Genomic DNA, 15,745 nt, shown 5'->3' with positions numbered 1-15,745 from the left:
GAACCTGCTCCGACGAAGCCACTCTATTTGCGTTTGTTCTGCTTTTTCGACCGACATGCACGTCAGGCCGGGCATCCGGGGCCGGCCAGATGATGTGACATGCGCCAACTATAAGCGTGGCAAGACCTTTCATGCGGAGTGCCCGAGCGGCCGTTTCGCGTGAATGCTTGCATCGCACGGCAATTCGAATGGCTCTTCCCCGTCGCCTATTCGGTGATCGAGCCAGCCGCATTCCAAAGACCATAGCGTGACCCGCCGTGCCGCGTGTCGCACGAGCCTTGGCGCATTCGCGCGCGGCACGCGCATTCGCGGCATGCCAGGACATACACGACGGCTCTTCGCATTCAGCATGCGAAGAGACAGAGCCCAATCATCGACGGAGAGCGTCATATATGCCGTTTGAGAGTGACTCCTTGCGAGACACGAGCCCGCTGCTCAGCATCGTCGTGGCGGCGTACAACATCGAGGGATACATCGAGGAAGCACTCGAATCGTTGCTGTCCCAGCCTTATATCGACGCGATCAAGATCATCGTCGTGGACGACGGTTCGCGCGACGAGACTTACGCCGCAGCGCGCGCGATCGCCGAACGCGACCATGGCGCGCACATCGAACTGCTGCGTCAGGAAAACGGTGGCCTGAGCGCGGCGCGCAATACCGGCATGGCTGCCGTGCGCACGCCCTATGTCGGCTTTCTCGATGGCGACGACATTTACCTCAAGGGCTTCACCGACGCCGTGATTCCCCTGCTGGCGGAAGGCGTGTGGGATCTGGTCGAATACAACGTCAAGATCATCGACGACGATGGCCGTGAACTCGACGAGATCGATGTCGCGAACTCGGTCGCGAGCGGTGGCCGGCCGATGAGTCGCGCGGCGCTCCAGCAGTTCGCGGATGGTTTCCACACCTTCGCATGGGCGCGCGTGTATCGCACCGAACTGTTCGACGAGGCACCTTTCCCCGTGGGCCGTCACTACGAGGATATGGCGGTCGTGCCCTCGACCTACCTTCGCGCAAACAGCATCTATCACATTCCGACGCCATTGATCGGCTATCGGCGGCGCTTCGGCAGCATCACGCAAATGGCGTCGCTGCAGGATGTGGAAGACTTGCGCATCAACGGCACGGAAGCGCTCGCGCGTTGCGATGGCGGCGAGATGGACGACTACTGGCTCACCGTGTTCGACAAGCTGTTTCACCGCGCCTGCTTCGTCTGCGCGCGGGTTGATCGCGGCGCGTTCAAGCAGGCGTCGGAAACGCTTTCGGCCATGGCGACAGATCACCGCAAGGCGCGCATGCGTCTCGCCGAGGGCGGCGGACGTGAGGTCGTGGAACTCAAGCCGTTCGATCTGAACGTGCGTGCGGACCGCTCGATCCACTTCCTGAAGGGGCTCGTGAAGAAGATGTTGAGGCGTAGCCTCGATCATCATCAGCGCGCGCGACGGCCCGGTACGTCGAATCAACTAAGCGGGTGAGGGTGCAGGTGCAGGGTCACGCTTCTTCGATCGCTCGCAGGCTCATGCGCTTATAGGCGTCGACCAGCAACGCACCTTCGCCCCGCTTGTGCGCGACGGCGAGCCGCATCGTCTCCTCGCCTAACTGCCAGATCAGAAACGCAAGCGCGTTCACGCGCTTGCTGTCCACCCGAGGCATCACGCGGCGAATGGCCGCCGCGAGCAGCGCGCCGCAAGCGCGGCTCTCCGCAATCTCGATGTTCATCAACTCCTTGTCCGAGCGCAGCGCCGACGAGATGTCGCGCATGACGGGCTTGTCAATCACGATCTCATAGTACTGGTCGACCAGCGCGGCGAATGCGTCGAGTAGTTGCGCCTTGCTCTGCACGGCCTCGAAAGCCTCACGCACGCAGCGGCGGCTCTCGGCCGCATACAACTCCGCGAGCGTGCGCACGATCGCCCGCTTGTCGGGGAAGTATTGATATAGCGAACCGATCGAGATTTCCGCCAGTTCGGCGATCTCGCTCATCTTCACGTGCTCGCTGCCCTTCTCCGCGATCAGCTGCTGCGCGACTTCCAGAATGCGATCCAGACGCTCGCGGCTGCGTTGCTGCGCGGGTTGCCTGCGCGCGACGCTTTTATCCGTGCCCGGTCTTGGCGGCTTCTCTTGCATCACGCTCTCCTTCGAATTTCCTTGACAGCCAAATGTGAGTATCTATCATGTTTAAAACGTGAGCAACTCTCACGTTTTAACTTCAGGAGACGGTCATGGCTCATTTGGATTTCGACGACGCGCCCATCCTCGTTCTGGGCGCGCATGGCAAGACGGGACGTCGCGTGGCGGAGCGGCTGCACGCGCAAGGTCTCGACGTACGCGCTTGCGCGCGCTCGACGCAGCCGCGTTTCGACTGGAACGATCGAACGAGCTGGCCTGCGGCGCTCGCCGGCGTGAAGCGTGTCTATGTCACCTACCAGCCGGATCTCGCGATACCCGGCGCGCTCGACACGGTCCGCGCATTCTTCGACGCGGCGACGACGCAAGGCGCCAATCGCATCGTGCTGCTTTCCGGACGCGGCGAGGAAGAGGCCGAGGCAGCCGAACACGCGCTGCAACGCTCGGGAGCAACGTGGACGATCCTCCGGTGCAGCTGGTTCATGCAGAACTTCAGCGAAAGCTTCCTGCTCGATCCGGTTCGCGACGGCACGATCGCGCTGCCGGTCGGCGATATCGAGGAACCGTTCGTCGATGCCGAGGATATCGCCGATGCCGCCGTCGCCGCACTGACGCAAGCGGGTCATGAGAATGCGCTTTATGAACTCACCGGGCCTCGCGCGATCTCGTTCGCCGAAGCGATCGCTTGCATCGCGCGCGAGACGAGACGCGATCTGCGTCTCGTGCCCGTGCCGCCCGATGCGTTTCGTGCCGGCTTGCTCCAGGCCGGCGTGTCCAGCCCCGAGGTTGATCTGATCATGTATCTCTTCACGACCGTACTCGACGGACGCAACGAGAAGCCCGCCAACGGCGTGCGCCTGGCGTTGAAGCGCGAAGCGCGCTCGTTCGAGGATTATGCGCGGCGCACCGCATCGGACGGCGTGTGGGATGTCTGACGCACGCGAGAGCCGCCACGGTTTCGCGGTAGACTTGATGGATGGAAAAATGTCCCTACTGTGAGCGAATCCGTGACGAATGGGATTGTCACGGGCAGGAATGCCGCACCAACATCGCCCGCGCATTGCGCCGGCAGCGCATGGGCCTGCCCATGGTGCCGAAGGTCATCCGCAACGAAATTCCGCCCGGCGCCTCGACTGGCGAAGTGATCGCCCAGTTGTCGCGTCAGCGGCTGCGCGCGCGTCGCGCCAATGAAGAACGTCGCGCGCGCAAGGCGGCCGATGATCTCGATCTTTAGGTCGGCGGCCTACACCTGCGCGGGCGGATCGGCATTCGATCCCCCCGCGCGCCATTCCCGCCGCGAATCCCGCATCTTCATGAGCGCCATTCGCGCGACCTTGAGCCAGCCATAAGGACGTGGATCGGCGACCATGCTGAGCGCGCGTGCATAGTCGAGCGTGAGGCCGGGCGTCCAGGCCATCGTCACGGCACGCTTGCGAATCTGCGCCGCGACCCAGAGCTCGGGCGTGACGATCATCCGCAACAGCGCGCCCCAGCCGGCGCGCGCGCCGTACAGCCTTCCCGCCGCGCCCTCGAGCGCCGCTTCGAGCGCGCGCGACACACTGCTCGAACAATTGCGATACGTGAGGTTATAAGTCTTGTCCTCGCGATAGGTGCTCCAGAATCGGGCGAGACGAAGCGCATCGTAATTGCGGATCCGCACGCGCACGGTGGATGGACACCACGCCTTCGATTCGATCGCATAGCTCGGCTGAAACAGACCCGGCACGTCGTTCTCGCGCGTGGCGCGCAAGAGGCGCGCGAAATCATCGGGCGAGCGGTCGATCTCGACCGCCGGATACAGGCTCACATAGGTGCCATCGGGCGCTTCGAGCGCGGCATGACCCGTGGAGATCACGCCGTTGCGGTCGACCGCCGCGATGTAGCGATCCACGATCGGATGCCATTGCGTCTGTGCCTTCGACGATCCCACCGGCGTCCATACATGCACGGTGAGCGCGGGTTCATCGTCCGCGGGCGGCCCGTCCCATTCGCGCGTCTGCAGGGCGTGACGTGGCTCGTCGCCAGCATTGCCCGCTACGCTCGCCGCTTCCGCGCTGGGGTCGCCCCATACGGCCGGGTTGCTCGCCAGCTTGCGCACGCGCGAGGCGACCACGATCAGGTTCCATCCGGCGAAGATGAAGAACGCGCCCACGCAATACGGCACCGTGCCCTTGTAGTGCGTCGGGTACGGCTGAATCATGAACACGCCCAGAAGAATCTCGAAGACCGCAAAGCCGAGTGCGACCTGATAACGCCGGTAACGCACCACGAGAGCGGAGGTCGCCTGCAGCAGACCATCGAGCACGAAAGCGATGCCGATCAGGATCGACAAGATGAAGTGGCCATGATGATTGCCCTCGAAAATCAGCGCCGCCGCGAGCGCGAACGCGATGCCCTTCGCGTGACGCAGCCTGCGCTGCCCGCCCACGCCCGCCCACGCGACCGCGAGCGTGAGCGCGCTTTCGATCAGCAGCAGCCAGCCGACCAGCGTAATGGGAAAGCCGAGTGCGCCGTCGAGCGCATCGATGAACACGCCCATGCCGACGACGAGCAGCAGCCAGCCGACCGCCATCAGGCTGCGCCAGCGATTGCGCAGATACTCGACGCCCAGCAGGATCATCATCAGCCTGACCATCGTTCTCCCTTTCCAAAAAACAGGACGACACGTGTTCGTTCATGTTAGTGCAGCCGCCGCATAAAACCATCTCGTATGCGCACTCAACTCGCTGCGCCGCATCATGACGACGCATGGCGCCGTGCCATACTGGCGCACCATCCACGCGACGGAGACGCCATGTTCGAGCAATGCCGATGGATCAACGAGCCCGCGCAATGGCGCGTCGAGAACGAGACGCTCCACGTCACCACCGACACGAACACGGATTTCTGGCGCAAGACGCACTACGGTTTCGTGCGCGACAACGGCCATGTCTTCGCGGTCAGCGTGGACGGCGACTTCACCGCCGAAGTGGCGGTCGATGGCGATTTCGCCTCGCTCTATGATCAGGCCGGCCTGATGGTGCGCGAGAGCGCCGAACGCTGGATCAAGGCCGGCGCCGAATACAGCGACGGCGCGCTCAGCTTCAGCACGGTGCTGACGAACGACCTCTCCGACTGGTCGCCCGGCGCGCGCGCTGACACGAACCGCTTCCGCCTGCGCATGACCGTCGCACAAGGCGTGCTCAAAGCGCAATGCAGCGCCGATGAACGCCACTGGACGCTGATGCGCCTCGCGCCCTTCTCCACGAACACGCGCCTGCTCGTCGGACCGATGTGCTGCACGCCCGAACGCGGCGGGCTGACCGTGCGCTTCTCGGACTTCAGGATCGGCCCGCCCATCGTCAAGGATCTCCACGACACCTCGATGTAAGACGCGCACGGGCTCGGTAAAAACACTCACTTGCCCGACGGGTCCGCGCTTTCTAATATTCTGAAACGTTTCAGAATATCGACGATATCGCGCCTTGGACTCACGAAAAAAATCGACCACCACGCTCAAGGATGTCGCGAATGCGGCAGGCGTGTCGCTTGGAACCGCATCGAAGGTCATGGCGGGCGCGGAAGGCGTGAGTCCGGCGCGGCGTCAACAAGTGTGGGATGCGGCGCGCCAGCTCGGCTACCGGCGCAACAGTCTCGCGGCAGAGTTGCGCAGCAGCCGCTCGACCTCCATCGGCTTCGTCGTGCCCGATCTGACGAACTCGTTCTTCATCGAGCTGCTGTGCGTGGTCGAGGATCACGCGCTCGCGAGCGGCTATCGCCTGCTGCTCGCGCACGCGCAGGAAGACCCCGAGCGCGAGGCCGAACGCATTCGCTTCGTGCTGTCGCGGCAGGTGGCGGGCATGATCATCATTCCGTGTCACGGCTACGCGCATGCGATCGACGAGCTGCGCGAATGCGACGTGCCGCTCGTCATGGCCGACCGCGTCGATAACAGCTTTCCCGCGAACACGGTAACGACCGACAGCCGCCGCGCCGCGCGCGACGGCACCGATCATCTGATCGCGCTGGGGCACAAGCGCATCACGTTCATCGTCAATGCGCTCGATCTCGTCAACAGCCGCGAGCGCGCGGACGGCTACATGGACGCGATGAAACGCGCGGGGCTCGAGCGTCACGCGCGCGTCGTCGTGTGCGGCATGACCGATACCGAAAGTCACGCCGCGACGCTCGGGCTGCTGTCCGAGCGCGAGCGTCCGACGGCGCTGTTCACCGGCGCGAACGTCGCGACGCTCGGCGCATTGCGCGCGATACGCGATGCCGAACTGCGCCTGCCCGACGACGTCTCGCTGCTGTCCTTCGACGACGCGCCGTGGATGTCCGTGCTGCATCCGCGCATCAGCTCGATTCATCAGCCGGTGGAAGCGGTGGGGCGCGCGATCTGGCAACTGCTGCACAAGCAGCTCGAGGGTGAAGCCTCGGAGCCCGTGCATCTGCGAATGAAAGCCGATTTGCGCGTGCGCGAAAGCACCGCGCCGCCAGGCAGGACGACGGGCAAAGGCAGCAAGGACACCGCCACCGCGCAACAGAACGCCGGACGCGCGCGCAAGCGGACCGCGCTCGCGGAGCGCGAGTGAACGACTGACGAAGCGCACTGTAACGTTTTATTTTTCATCGATCAGAAACGATCAGAACCAGCGAGAGCAACACGAAACCCGAAAGCCGAATCCGAAGCTGGCAACCAAAACAGGAGAGACGCAATGGACAGCAAACGACGCATCATCACCGCGAGTCTCATCGCCGCCCCGCTGGCGGGTGCGGTCGGCACCTTCTCGGCGCTCATCGCCCAGCCGGCGTTCGCGCAGCAGAAGAAATATCGCTTCGGGTTCTCGCAGGTCACGACGGTCGAGCCGTGGCGCGTACAGTTCAACAAGGACATGAAGGCCGAGGCCGCGAAGCATCCCGAGGTCGAACTGATCATCGCGGATGCGGGAGATCGCACCGACAAGCAGAACGCCGACATGGAGAACTTCATCACGCAGAAGATGGACGCGATCTTCATTTCGCCCAAGGAGTCGGCGGGTCTGACGGGTGTCGTCGAAAAGGCCTACAAGGCGGGCATTCCGGTGTTCGTGCTGGATCGCGAAGTGAACGGCGATCAGTTCACGCAGTTCATCGGCGGCGACAACGTGCAGATCGGCGAGGAAGCGGGCAACTTCATCGTCAAGCTGATGGGTGGCCCGGGCAAGGCGCAGGGCAATCTGGTCGAGATCTGGGGCGGCTTCGGCGCGCAGCCCGCGCACGACCGTCACGACGGCGCTGACAAGGTCATCAGCAAGGAGAAAGGCATCAAGCGCGTGGGCGAGCGCGTGGACTGCGACTGGAAACAGGACAAGGCCTACGACTATATGAAGACCGTGCTGCGCGTGCAGCCGAAGATCGACGTGGTCTACGGCCACAACGATCCGATGGCCTATGGCGCGTATCTTGCCGCCAAGGACGCGGGCCGCGACAAGAGCATCAAATTCGTCGGCATCGACGGGCTGCCGCAGGAAGGCGCGACCTGGGTCGAGCAAGGTCTGCTCGCGGGCACGTTCATGTATCCGACGCCGGGCGCCGAAGGCATCCGCCAGTCGCTCAAGGTGCTGCACGGCGACAAGGTGCCGAAGAAAGTGACGCTGCCGACGCAGGGCATCTTCGCGGACAACGCGAAGCAATACATCGCGAGTCACTGAGCCACGGGCCAGGCACGAGATGGCAACCGTCATCGCGCCGCTCATCGAAGCCTCGGGCCTGTCGATTTCGTTCAACGGCAGCGCCGCGCTGTCGGGCGTCGACTTCGATGTGGCCTCGGGCGAGGTTCATGCGCTCGTCGGCGAGAACGGCGCGGGCAAGTCGAGCCTGATGAAGATACTCGGCGGCCTCTATTCGCCCGATGCGGGCAGCATCCGCGTGCGCGGCGAGACCACGCGCATGTCGAGCGTGAACGACGCCGCGCGCGCGGGCATCGCGACCATTCATCAGGAACTGAATCTCGTCGATACGCTGTCCGCCGTCGACAACATCTTTCTCGGCAAGGAAGTGCGCACGCGCATGGGCTTTCCCGATCGCCGCGCGATGCGGGCGGCGGCGGCGAAAGTGCTCGCGCAGCTCGGCTTTCGCGCCACGCCGGACGTGCTCGTGGGCGCCCTGCGTGTCGGCGAGAAACAGCTCGTCGAGATCGCCAAGGCGCTGCTCGCGGACGCACGCGTGCTCATCATGGACGAACCGACCTCCGCGCTTTCCGACACCGAAACGCAGGCGCTGCTCACGCTCACGAAAGACCTGCGCGAACGCGGCATGGGCATCGTGCTGATCAGTCACCGGCTGGGCGAAGTGTTCGCGGTCGCGGACCGCGTGACCGTGTTGCGCGACGGACGGCGCATTGCGACGTTGCCTATGCGGCAGGTCGAGTCATCGTCGGCGCTCGTCTCGATGATGATCGGAAAGGACTTCGCGCCGCCCGAGCGCACCGAAGCCGACGCGCCGCAGGAACGTCCCCTCGCCGTCGACGTGCGCGCCCTCACGTTGCGGGGACCGGCGCGCCCGCTGGTGTGGGACGTATCGTTCGCCGTGCAGCAGGGCGAAGTGTTCGGCATTTCCGGGCTGCTCGGCGCGGGCAAGACGGAGATTCTGGAAGCGATCTTCGGCGTGTCGCCGTATCGGCGCGAGGGCGAGATTCATGTCGCGGGACACTCGCGCACCATCGATTCGCCCGATCGCGCGGCCGCCGCGGGACTCGCGTTCGTCACCGAAGACCGCAAGAAGGACGGGCTCGTGCTCGATCAGTCGCTCGAAGCGAATCTGGTTTTGCCTTCGCTGTCGCGCGCGCCGGGCTTTCCTTTTTATCGGCGCGCTCGCATGCGTGCGTGGGCGGATCGCCAGGCGCGCGCATCGAACGTGAAGCATCGCAGCCTCGCACAGGATTCGAGCACGTTATCGGGCGGCAACCAGCAGAAGCTCATCATCGGCAAATGGCTGATGACGAAGCCGCGCATTCTGCTGCTCGACGAACCCACGCGCGGCGTCGATGTCGCAGCGAAAGCCGAGATCTATCGGCAAATTCTCGCGGCGGCTCGCGAGGGCGTGACGGTGATCGTCGCGAGTTCGGAGATCGACGAACTGATGCTGCTGTCCGACCGCATCCTCGTGATGTGCGAAGGTCGCGCGCGCGGCGTGCTGACGCGCGAGCGGTTTTCGGGCGCTGTGCTGATCAGAATGGCGTCGCCCTGAAGCGATAAACGGAGACTCGAATCATGCTGCAAGCGCAGGACCAACTCGCCGAGCACGCGGCCACCGCACGCCAGCGACACCTGAGCACGTTTCTCACCTATCTCAAGTATTACCTCGGGCTCATCGTGCTGCTCGTGGTGGGCGCGCTCACGTCGCCGCACGCAGCGGACGGCGGCAACATCTTTCTGTCGAGCGCGAACATCTCGGACGTGTTCCGGCAGGTCGCGAACGTCGGCGTGATTTCCATCGGCATGACGCTCGTGATCATCACGGCGGGCATCGATCTGTCGGTCGGCGCGATCATGGGGCTCGGCAGCGTGCTGGCCGCGATGCTGCTCACGACCGACGGCTGGAATCGCGCGACATATGCATCGCTCGTGCTCGATGCGATCGCCGTGTTCGCGATCGTGTTCGCCGCGCTCGGCGTCGTGCGCGGCATCATGCGTGCGCGCGAAACGCAAGCGGCGCGCGTTGCGAATCGCGGACCCGTGGCGCTGCAGGCGGGCGTCGCGGTCGTGATCGCGACGCTCGCGTGCGCGTATGTCGCGTTGCATGGCGGGCATCGCATGCCGCTACTCGCGGTGTTGTGGATCGTGCCGCTCGCGGGCTTCACGCTCGGCGCGCTCAACGGCTGGATCATCACGCGCGGACGCATGCAGCCCTTCATCGTCACGCTCGCCGCGATGGTCGGCGTGCTCGGCGCGGCGCGCCTGATCGCGGGCCAGGACACGGCCGTCTACTCGATCTACAGCGGCACCAACGCCACCACCGACATCGAAGCGCTGCGCGCGCTGCTGTTCAACGTGGTGCCGGTGCCCGCCCTCTTCTTTCTGGTGATCGCGATCGTCGTCGGCTTCGTGATGAACCGCACCGTGTTCGGCAAGTATCTCTATGCGATCGGCGGCAACGAGAAGTGCGCGGTGGTGTCGGGTCTCGATGTCGCGCGTCACAAGATGGCCGCATATGCGATCTCGGGGCTGCTGTCGGCGCTGGTGGGCGTGCTGTATGCGGCGCAGTACCGGCAAGGCAAGGCCGACGCCGGCATGGGCTGGGAGCTGGATGCTATCGCCGCCGTGGTGATCGGCGGCACGAGTCTTTCGGGCGGCGTCGGGCGCGTGTCAGGCACGGTCGCGGGCGTGCTGATCTTCGGCTTTCTGAGCAATATCCTGCTGCTCAACGATATCGACAGCAACACGCAGCTCGTGCTCAAGGGGCTGATCATCGTGATCGCCGTGTTTCTGCAGCAGACCGACATGGGCAAGCGCGGCTGGTTCAGGCGTCCCGGAGGGCGCAAGTAGTCACGCCTCGAACCGGATGCCCTTTGCGCTCAACTGCCGCATGCCGCTCGCCAGATGCGCCCGTGCGCTCTCTGCATCGCCCGCGCGCATCTGCTCGTAAGTGCGCTGCGCGATCTCGTGCGGCACGGCCCTGAGCGGCCGGTTCGCGCTCATCGCGCGCAATTGCACTTCGGCGGCGCGCTCCAGATAGTAGAGATCGTCCCAAGCTTCCGCGATGCTCGCGCCCGCCACCATCACGCCGTGGTTCTTGAGAAAGAGGATATCGGCGTCGCCCATCGTGCGGGCGATGCGATCGCCTTCGGCGGCATCGAGCGCGAGTCCGTTGTAATCCTCGTCGACGGCAGTACGGCCGTAGAACTTGAGCGCCGTCTGGCCGGCCCAGACGAGCGGCGGCCCCTCGAGCAGGCACAGCGCGGTGGCGTTCGGCATATGCGTGTGAAAAGCCGCCTTCACGCGCGGCATCTGCTTGTGCAGGCGCGCGTGAATATAGAAGGCGGTGGCTTCGGGCTCGCCTTCTCCATCGATCACATTGCCGTCGAAATCGCAGATCAGGAGACGCGGCGCCGTGATCTCGCTGAACGCATAGCCATACGGGTTGACGAAGAACAGATCGTCGTGGCCCGGCACCGTCGCCGAGAAATGATTGCAGACGCCTTCCTCGAAGCCATGCAATGCCGCGAGCCGAAAACAGGCGGCCAGTTCGCGGCGAGCCTGCCTGATGGCCGGCGTATCCAGCAGTCGAGCCCCCTGCGCAGCGCGTGAGGCGGTGTTGGAGAGCGTGTGTGCCATGTTTTTTATCCGTCGTGTGCGGGTGTCAACGTCGAGGATAATGGAAGGCGTGAGAAGATAAATGTCCCGGTCAAAAACAATTCGGCCGGCGCAGCAGCGGCGACACGAGTATGACGCGCGTATGTCGCGTCTCTTAGCAAAAACGCTTATTTGAACTCTGCGTTCTGGCATGGTAAAACTCTGTGTCGCTTGAACTTCAAAGCGCAACTTCAACGAAATTCGTCTCAAAAGGGTTTGGAAAAATGGCAACAGGTACGGTCAAGTGGTTCAACGATGCAAAGGGTTTTGGTTTCATCACGCCGGATGACGGCGGCGAGGACCTGTTTGCACATTTCTCCGAAATCCAGTCCAAGGGTTTCAAGTCGCTCCAGGAGAACCAGAAGGTGAGCTTCGAAGTCAAGCAAGGCCCGAAGGGCAAGCAAGCTTCGACGATCCAGCCGCTGTAAGACCAGCGTCTAGCCTTCAGGCAGGAAACGGCCCTCACGGGCCGTTTTTGCGTTGTATGCACCAAAAGCGTTCATGTATTATTCGCCCGCTTAATCGCCGGTTCTCTTTCGAATGCGAACATGGCTTTACCGCGACCGGCCACTTAAAACAGTAGAATCGATGCCGGTTTAAATGCCAGACGAATTCGAAACGACGCGAAATTATTTCCTCCCCATTCGTGTGAACACGGTCTGCAATAGTAAAAAGTGCCGCGCGAGCGTCCGGCGCAAAATAAATGCGTTGTTCGTTTCATTCTGGTTTCTGATCGGCGATGCACATGCGCAATCGTTTGCGCCGAATGCGAAAGCGGCGCGCTTCGTCGCCGCCGTCGTCATGAACGATTTTCATACGGCGCAGGCGGGGGGCGGCTACGTCTTTTCGTACGACAGCCACGAGACCGAAGCCTCGCTTTCGGCGAGGCTGGACCGCTGGCTCTCCGGCGCCGATCCACAAGCCATCTCGATGGACCCGGCCGAAAAGCAGGCGCTCTTCGGCTTCTACTGGGCCGCCACCGTGATGTCCGCGAATTCCGTGTGTTTCCGCGATATCGCCGACCCTGCTTGCGGCGACGATCTTTCGAAGTGGATGGCGCGCGAACTCAACGACGATCCCCGCTTCGTGCGCGCCTACGAGTCCGCACGGAAGCCGCTCGGCCTGCCGCCACTCGAACGCGACGCGCACGAGAGCGGACACTGAACCGCGCGCAAACGACCCTTCACGCCCGGCTGCGCGTACGCGTGGATTGCGGTTTCCGGAGCGCGTGGTCGACCCGTCCGGCAACGCATCGCGCGCGGCGCTCCCGGTGATGGACTTCGTGCAGGCGCCCGGCGTCGCCTGACCGCTGCTTTTGCCGGCAGCACGCGGCGCACGCATGCCGAACCGGCGCATCGGCCTCGCTGTCTTCATCGAGCGCAACGCGCAACAACGCGACCTTCGCCACGACGCTCACCAGCAGCGACAGCGCACCGATCGTTTCGAGCAAGGCGGGAATCATGGTGGTGTCTCCGGGCAACGCTCCGTGGCGCTTCGCGCATCATCGATTCGCCAGCATGGGCCCGTAGGTCTTCACAAAGAATGCAATCGTGATGCCCGCACTGACGAGCAAGGTGCCGGTGCGTATCCAGTGCGTCGGCGCGCGCCGGCCGATTTGCGCGCCGCTGTATCCGCCCACGATCGCCGCCAGCAGCATGACGATCGTCTCGGGCCAGCGCACCGCCTGCGCCGCCGCGAAGGTCAGCACGGCCACCGAATTGGCGGCGCTCACGAGCAGCGTGCGCGGCGCGTTCAGGCTCTTCAGGTCGCGCGCGTCGAGCAGGCCCCACACGGCCATCATCATGATGCCGACCGCGCCGCCGAAGTAGCCGCCGTAGACACCGAGCACGAACTGGATCGACAGCACGGCCGCCGCGCCGATATGCCAGCGCCGCCGCAGCGCCTCACCCAGCTTGCGGCCGAAGGCGAGCGTGAAACTCGCGCACAGCAGCAGCCAGGGCAGCACGAAGGAAAACGTCTTAGACGACGTGGACAACAACAGCGCCGCGCCGACGAATCCGCCGATGAGCGTCGTCACGAGCATCTTGCGAATCGACACCGAGCCGACCGGACCGAGCCCGTCGCGATAGGCCCACGCACTGACGACGCCGCCCGGAAACAGCGCGACGGTGCTCGAAGCATTCGCCTGAACCGGTGGCAAGCCGGCGGCGATCATCGCGGGCAGGCTCACGAACGAGCCGCCGCCGGCCAGCGCATTCATCGCGCCTGCCAGAAAACCCGCGCCAATGACGAGAAGAAAGGGTTGCATCCGACAGATGCTAACGACGCCGCAGCCCGCTTACAATCTGGCATTTCCAATGCGAGGCTTCGGCTCAGCCGAAGGATGCGGCATGCGATTCGATCTGACCGACATGCGGCTCTTTCTGACGGTGATCGAGCGCGGCAGCATCACGGCGGGCGCGCAGGCGATGCATCTGGCGCTGGCCTCGGCAAGCGAGCGCATCGCCGGAATGGAAGCCGCGCTAGGCGCGCCGCTGCTCGAGCGCAACCGGCGCGGCGTGCAGGCCACCGCCGCCGGCGACGCCTTCGTGCGCCACGCGCGCGCGATCCTGGGTCAGGTCGAGCAGATGCGCGGCGAGTTGCGCTCCTTCGCGACCGGCCTCAAGGGGCGAATCCGGCTGCTGTCGAATACGGCGGCGCTCGCGGCCTTTCTGCCGCCCCGTCTCGCGCGCTTTCTCGCGGCCCACCCTGATTTGTCGATCGATCTCGACGAGCGCCCGAGCGTGGACATCGTGCAGGCGATCGCGGAGGGCCGCGCCGATCTCGGCGTCGTCTCGGACACGGCCGACCTCGGCCGGCTGAAAACGCATCTGCTCGCGCAGGATCAACTCGTCGTGGTGGCGAGCTGCGCGCATCGCGTGGCGGAGGAAAGCGCGGTGGCGTTCGCGGAAGTGGTCGGCGAGCCGTTCGTCGGACTCTCCGACGCCGCTCTCGAAATGCATCTGGCCGAACGCGCGTCGCGGCTCGGCAGGCAGATCAGTTACCGCATTCGCATGCGCAGCGTCGACAACGTGGGCATGCTCGTGGAGGCGGGAATCGGGCTCGCGATTCTGTCGGAGGCTTCGGCGCGCGTGCTGGCGCGCCCCGGCCTTGCGATCCTGCCGCTGTCCGAGCCTTGGGCGACGCGCCGCCTGCATCTGTGTGCGCGCGACTTCGACACCCTCACACCGCACGCGCGCCTGCTCGCGCAGGCGCTGATGGCCGCCGGCACAAGCGAGAACTAGAACGTTCCGCCCGACGATGAACGGCTCGACTGGGCCGATCGCTTTCGGATCGCGATTGGCGTAAGGAAGCGTGTGCAGCACGTAGCGCAACGCGTTGAGCCGCGCGCGCTTCTTGCAATCTGAGCGCACGAAGGTCCAGGGCGTCCCGGCGCTGTTGGCGTGGGCGAACCTCGCTTTTTTCGCTTCGCCGCCTGTAACCGATATTCTTCTCTCTCGTAGCTACGGCGCGCCGTCAGATCTTCAGACGGCGGTGTCTGCCTTGCGCAAGACGGCGTAGAGCTTGTCCTTCAACAGCAACTTTTCCTTCTTGAGCGATTCGATCGCGAACGCATCGGCGGGCGTCACGCCCGTCTCCATGTTGTGTACCTCGTGATCGAGTTCGTTGTGACGCTCGAAGAGTCGTGCAAAGTGCGCGTCTTCGGACTTGAGGCGGGAGATGAGATCGCGGTATTCGGGAAACATGCTTGCGGTCCTCGCAAATAGATCAAATGAGTGGTGCGATGCACATATTACCGATCGAACCCGAGAAATTTCTGGGTAAGTTCCAAAGATTACAATCAGGTCGCTGGATGTCTGGACGTCCGGACAAACCCTCTTTCTCGCAGGCACCATCCTTGCGCACAATGAGGTGATCCATTGCATAAAAAGGGAGGCCGTCATGCAGAAGAATCGAAATCGCGCGCTATGCGCGGCGCTCGTCACAGGCATTGCCGGCTTGTGCTTCGCCACGGCGGCCAGCGCGGACAGTCAGGCCGCGAAGAAGATGGGGCAGATGGGCGTCATCAATCAGACGCTTCAGTCGAAACCCGCCCGGTCGTCCAACGCGTACTCCAATTCGAACAACGCCAATACCGCGAATCCGAGCTACAACGCCAATTCGACCTATAACCCGAACGCGGCCAATGCCGCGGACGCCAACACCAATGCCGGAGCCACAGGCGCCAAAAAGTAGTTTCCCAAGCCAATACCTTCGATATCGCGCCTGTGCTGCATGCGTCCGGCACAGGCGCGATTGCTTTTACCGCACCACGCACCTACCCACGTCCGACCACTTTCGAT

Annotated in this window: 18 protein-coding genes and 1 pseudogene; 12 read left to right on the top strand and 7 right to left on the bottom strand. The window is 63.9% G+C overall.

Annotated elements, in window-relative coordinates; translation table 11 throughout:
* Positions 1-413 precede the first annotated feature (413 nt).
* Positions 414-1,475 carry a glycosyltransferase gene (locus AWB79_RS04800; RefSeq protein WP_232470824.1) on the top strand — a complete coding sequence of 354 codons (1,062 nt, stop codon included), beginning with the start codon at positions 414-416 and terminating at the stop codon, positions 1,473-1,475.
* Between the two features lie 16 nt (positions 1,476-1,491).
* Here the strand turns inward: AWB79_RS04800 and AWB79_RS04795 are convergent, their stop codons facing one another.
* Complete coding sequence (locus AWB79_RS04795) at positions 1,492-2,127, bottom strand: TetR/AcrR family transcriptional regulator (RefSeq protein WP_061166232.1); 636 nt, start codon at positions 2,125-2,127, stop codon at positions 1,492-1,494.
* A gap of 95 nt (positions 2,128-2,222) precedes the next feature.
* Between AWB79_RS04795 and AWB79_RS04790 the strand changes: the two genes are divergently transcribed.
* Both AWB79_RS04790 and AWB79_RS04785 read left to right on the top strand, forming a co-directional pair.
* Positions 2,223-3,062 (top strand): NAD(P)H-binding protein, encoded by an 840-nt coding sequence (locus tag AWB79_RS04790; protein ID WP_061166231.1) that lies wholly within the window; start codon positions 2,223-2,225, stop codon positions 3,060-3,062.
* Positions 3,063-3,103: 41 nt separating this feature from the next.
* Positions 3,104-3,361: a hypothetical protein gene (locus tag AWB79_RS04785; RefSeq protein WP_061166230.1), complete on the top strand. Its 258-nt coding sequence runs from the start codon at positions 3,104-3,106 to the stop codon at positions 3,359-3,361.
* Between the two features lie 9 nt (positions 3,362-3,370).
* Here the strand turns inward: AWB79_RS04785 and AWB79_RS04780 are convergent, their stop codons facing one another.
* Complete coding sequence (locus AWB79_RS04780; RefSeq protein WP_061166229.1) at positions 3,371-4,762, bottom strand: HdeD family acid-resistance protein; 1,392 nt, start codon at positions 4,760-4,762, stop codon at positions 3,371-3,373.
* Positions 4,763-4,921: 159 nt separating this feature from the next.
* On the opposite strand from AWB79_RS04780, the gene AWB79_RS04775 reads away from it, so the two are divergent.
* The 5 genes from AWB79_RS04775 to AWB79_RS04755 all read left to right on the top strand — a co-directional run bounded on the left by AWB79_RS04775 (position 4,922) and on the right by AWB79_RS04755 (position 10,634).
* Positions 4,922-5,497 carry a DUF1349 domain-containing protein gene (locus AWB79_RS04775; RefSeq protein WP_061166479.1) on the top strand — a complete coding sequence of 192 codons (576 nt, stop codon included), beginning with the start codon at positions 4,922-4,924 and terminating at the stop codon, positions 5,495-5,497.
* A 94-nt stretch (positions 5,498-5,591) separates the two neighbouring features.
* Positions 5,592-6,701: a LacI family DNA-binding transcriptional regulator gene (locus AWB79_RS04770; RefSeq protein ID WP_061166228.1), complete on the top strand. Its 1,110-nt coding sequence runs from the start codon at positions 5,592-5,594 to the stop codon at positions 6,699-6,701.
* A 123-nt stretch (positions 6,702-6,824) separates the two neighbouring features.
* Positions 6,825-7,799, top strand: coding sequence for a substrate-binding domain-containing protein (locus tag AWB79_RS04765; RefSeq protein ID WP_061166227.1), 975 nt, complete (start codon positions 6,825-6,827; stop codon positions 7,797-7,799).
* 19 nt (positions 7,800-7,818) lie between these two features.
* On the top strand, positions 7,819-9,336 hold the full coding sequence (locus tag AWB79_RS04760; protein WP_061166226.1) for a sugar ABC transporter ATP-binding protein: 1,518 nt from the start codon (positions 7,819-7,821) through the stop codon (positions 9,334-9,336).
* Between the two features lie 23 nt (positions 9,337-9,359).
* On the top strand, positions 9,360-10,634 hold the full coding sequence (locus AWB79_RS04755) for an ABC transporter permease (RefSeq protein ID WP_061166225.1): 1,275 nt from the start codon (positions 9,360-9,362) through the stop codon (positions 10,632-10,634).
* Here AWB79_RS04755 and AWB79_RS04750 read toward each other — a convergent pair whose 3' ends face one another.
* Entirely contained in the window at positions 10,635-11,423 is a 789-nt protein-coding gene (locus AWB79_RS04750) for an aldolase (protein WP_061166224.1), read from the bottom strand.
* A 242-nt stretch (positions 11,424-11,665) separates the two neighbouring features.
* On the opposite strand from AWB79_RS04750, the gene AWB79_RS04745 reads away from it, so the two are divergent.
* Together AWB79_RS04745 and AWB79_RS04740 are read left to right on the top strand one after the other, a co-directional pair.
* Positions 11,666-11,869, top strand: coding sequence for a cold-shock protein (locus tag AWB79_RS04745; protein ID WP_008347993.1), 204 nt, complete (start codon positions 11,666-11,668; stop codon positions 11,867-11,869).
* Between the two features lie 280 nt (positions 11,870-12,149).
* The gene (locus AWB79_RS04740; RefSeq protein ID WP_061166478.1) at positions 12,150-12,605 is read left to right on the top strand and encodes a hypothetical protein; all 456 of its coding nucleotides are present in this window, start codon (positions 12,150-12,152) and stop codon (positions 12,603-12,605) included.
* 19 nt (positions 12,606-12,624) lie between these two features.
* On the opposite strand, the gene AWB79_RS04735 is transcribed toward AWB79_RS04740, so the two are convergent.
* Both AWB79_RS04735 and AWB79_RS04730 read right to left on the bottom strand, forming a co-directional pair.
* Entirely contained in the window at positions 12,625-12,891 is a 267-nt protein-coding gene (locus AWB79_RS04735) for a hypothetical protein (RefSeq protein WP_157695689.1), read from the bottom strand.
* A gap of 51 nt (positions 12,892-12,942) precedes the next feature.
* Positions 12,943-13,710 (bottom strand): sulfite exporter TauE/SafE family protein, encoded by a 768-nt coding sequence (locus tag AWB79_RS04730; protein ID WP_061166222.1) that lies wholly within the window; start codon positions 13,708-13,710, stop codon positions 12,943-12,945.
* Between the two features lie 82 nt (positions 13,711-13,792).
* On the opposite strand from AWB79_RS04730, the gene AWB79_RS04725 reads away from it, so the two are divergent.
* The gene (locus tag AWB79_RS04725) at positions 13,793-14,686 is read left to right on the top strand and encodes a LysR substrate-binding domain-containing protein (protein WP_061166221.1); all 894 of its coding nucleotides are present in this window, start codon (positions 13,793-13,795) and stop codon (positions 14,684-14,686) included.
* Between the two features lie 6 nt (positions 14,687-14,692).
* Here the strand turns inward: AWB79_RS04725 and AWB79_RS40755 are convergent.
* Positions 14,693-14,872 (bottom strand): annotated as a pseudogene (locus AWB79_RS40755) (polyphosphate kinase 2); the annotation flags it as partial.
* 54 nt (positions 14,873-14,926) lie between these two features.
* Complete coding sequence (locus tag AWB79_RS04720; RefSeq protein ID WP_061166220.1) at positions 14,927-15,148, bottom strand: HP1242/YdcH family protein; 222 nt, start codon at positions 15,146-15,148, stop codon at positions 14,927-14,929.
* Positions 15,149-15,344: 196 nt separating this feature from the next.
* On the opposite strand from AWB79_RS04720, the gene AWB79_RS04715 reads away from it, so the two are divergent.
* Positions 15,345-15,638, top strand: coding sequence for a hypothetical protein (locus AWB79_RS04715; RefSeq protein ID WP_061166219.1), 294 nt, complete (start codon positions 15,345-15,347; stop codon positions 15,636-15,638).
* Positions 15,639-15,745: the final 107 nt, after the last annotated feature.

The organism is Caballeronia hypogeia, from assembly GCF_001544875.2.
GTDB lineage: Bacteria > Pseudomonadota > Gammaproteobacteria > Burkholderiales > Burkholderiaceae > Caballeronia > Caballeronia hypogeia.
The sequence above is the reverse complement of the archived record's forward strand: the minus strand, read 5'-3'. Positions and strand labels throughout refer to the sequence as shown.

What these genes read in the sequence shown, in the direction of transcription:
- AWB79_RS04760 (WP_061166226.1), top strand. Translation starts at nt 7,819, where the DNA reads ATGGCAACCGTCATCGCGCCGCTCATCGAAGCCTCGGGCCTGTCGATT.
- AWB79_RS04725 (WP_061166221.1), top strand. Translation starts at nt 13,793, where the DNA reads ATGCGATTCGATCTGACCGACATGCGGCTCTTTCTGACGGTGATCGAG.
- AWB79_RS04780 (WP_061166229.1), bottom strand. Translation starts at nt 4,762, where the DNA reads ATGGTCAGGCTGATGATGATCCTGCTGGGCGTCGAGTATCTGCGCAAT.
- AWB79_RS04775 (WP_061166479.1), top strand. Translation starts at nt 4,922, where the DNA reads ATGTTCGAGCAATGCCGATGGATCAACGAGCCCGCGCAATGGCGCGTC.
- AWB79_RS04720 (WP_061166220.1), bottom strand. Translation starts at nt 15,148, where the DNA reads ATGTTTCCCGAATACCGCGATCTCATCTCCCGCCTCAAGTCCGAAGAC.
- AWB79_RS04730 (WP_061166222.1), bottom strand. Translation starts at nt 13,710, where the DNA reads ATGCAACCCTTTCTTCTCGTCATTGGCGCGGGTTTTCTGGCAGGCGCG.
- AWB79_RS04745 (WP_008347993.1), top strand. Translation starts at nt 11,666, where the DNA reads ATGGCAACAGGTACGGTCAAGTGGTTCAACGATGCAAAGGGTTTTGGT.
- AWB79_RS04715 (WP_061166219.1), top strand. Translation starts at nt 15,345, where the DNA reads ATGCAGAAGAATCGAAATCGCGCGCTATGCGCGGCGCTCGTCACAGGC.
- AWB79_RS04795 (WP_061166232.1), bottom strand. Translation starts at nt 2,127, where the DNA reads ATGCAAGAGAAGCCGCCAAGACCGGGCACGGATAAAAGCGTCGCGCGC.
- AWB79_RS04750 (WP_061166224.1), bottom strand. Translation starts at nt 11,423, where the DNA reads ATGGCACACACGCTCTCCAACACCGCCTCACGCGCTGCGCAGGGGGCT.
- AWB79_RS04785 (WP_061166230.1), top strand. Translation starts at nt 3,104, where the DNA reads ATGGAAAAATGTCCCTACTGTGAGCGAATCCGTGACGAATGGGATTGT.
- AWB79_RS04790 (WP_061166231.1), top strand. Translation starts at nt 2,223, where the DNA reads ATGGCTCATTTGGATTTCGACGACGCGCCCATCCTCGTTCTGGGCGCG.
- AWB79_RS04755 (WP_061166225.1), top strand. Translation starts at nt 9,360, where the DNA reads ATGCTGCAAGCGCAGGACCAACTCGCCGAGCACGCGGCCACCGCACGC.
- AWB79_RS04765 (WP_061166227.1), top strand. Translation starts at nt 6,825, where the DNA reads ATGGACAGCAAACGACGCATCATCACCGCGAGTCTCATCGCCGCCCCG.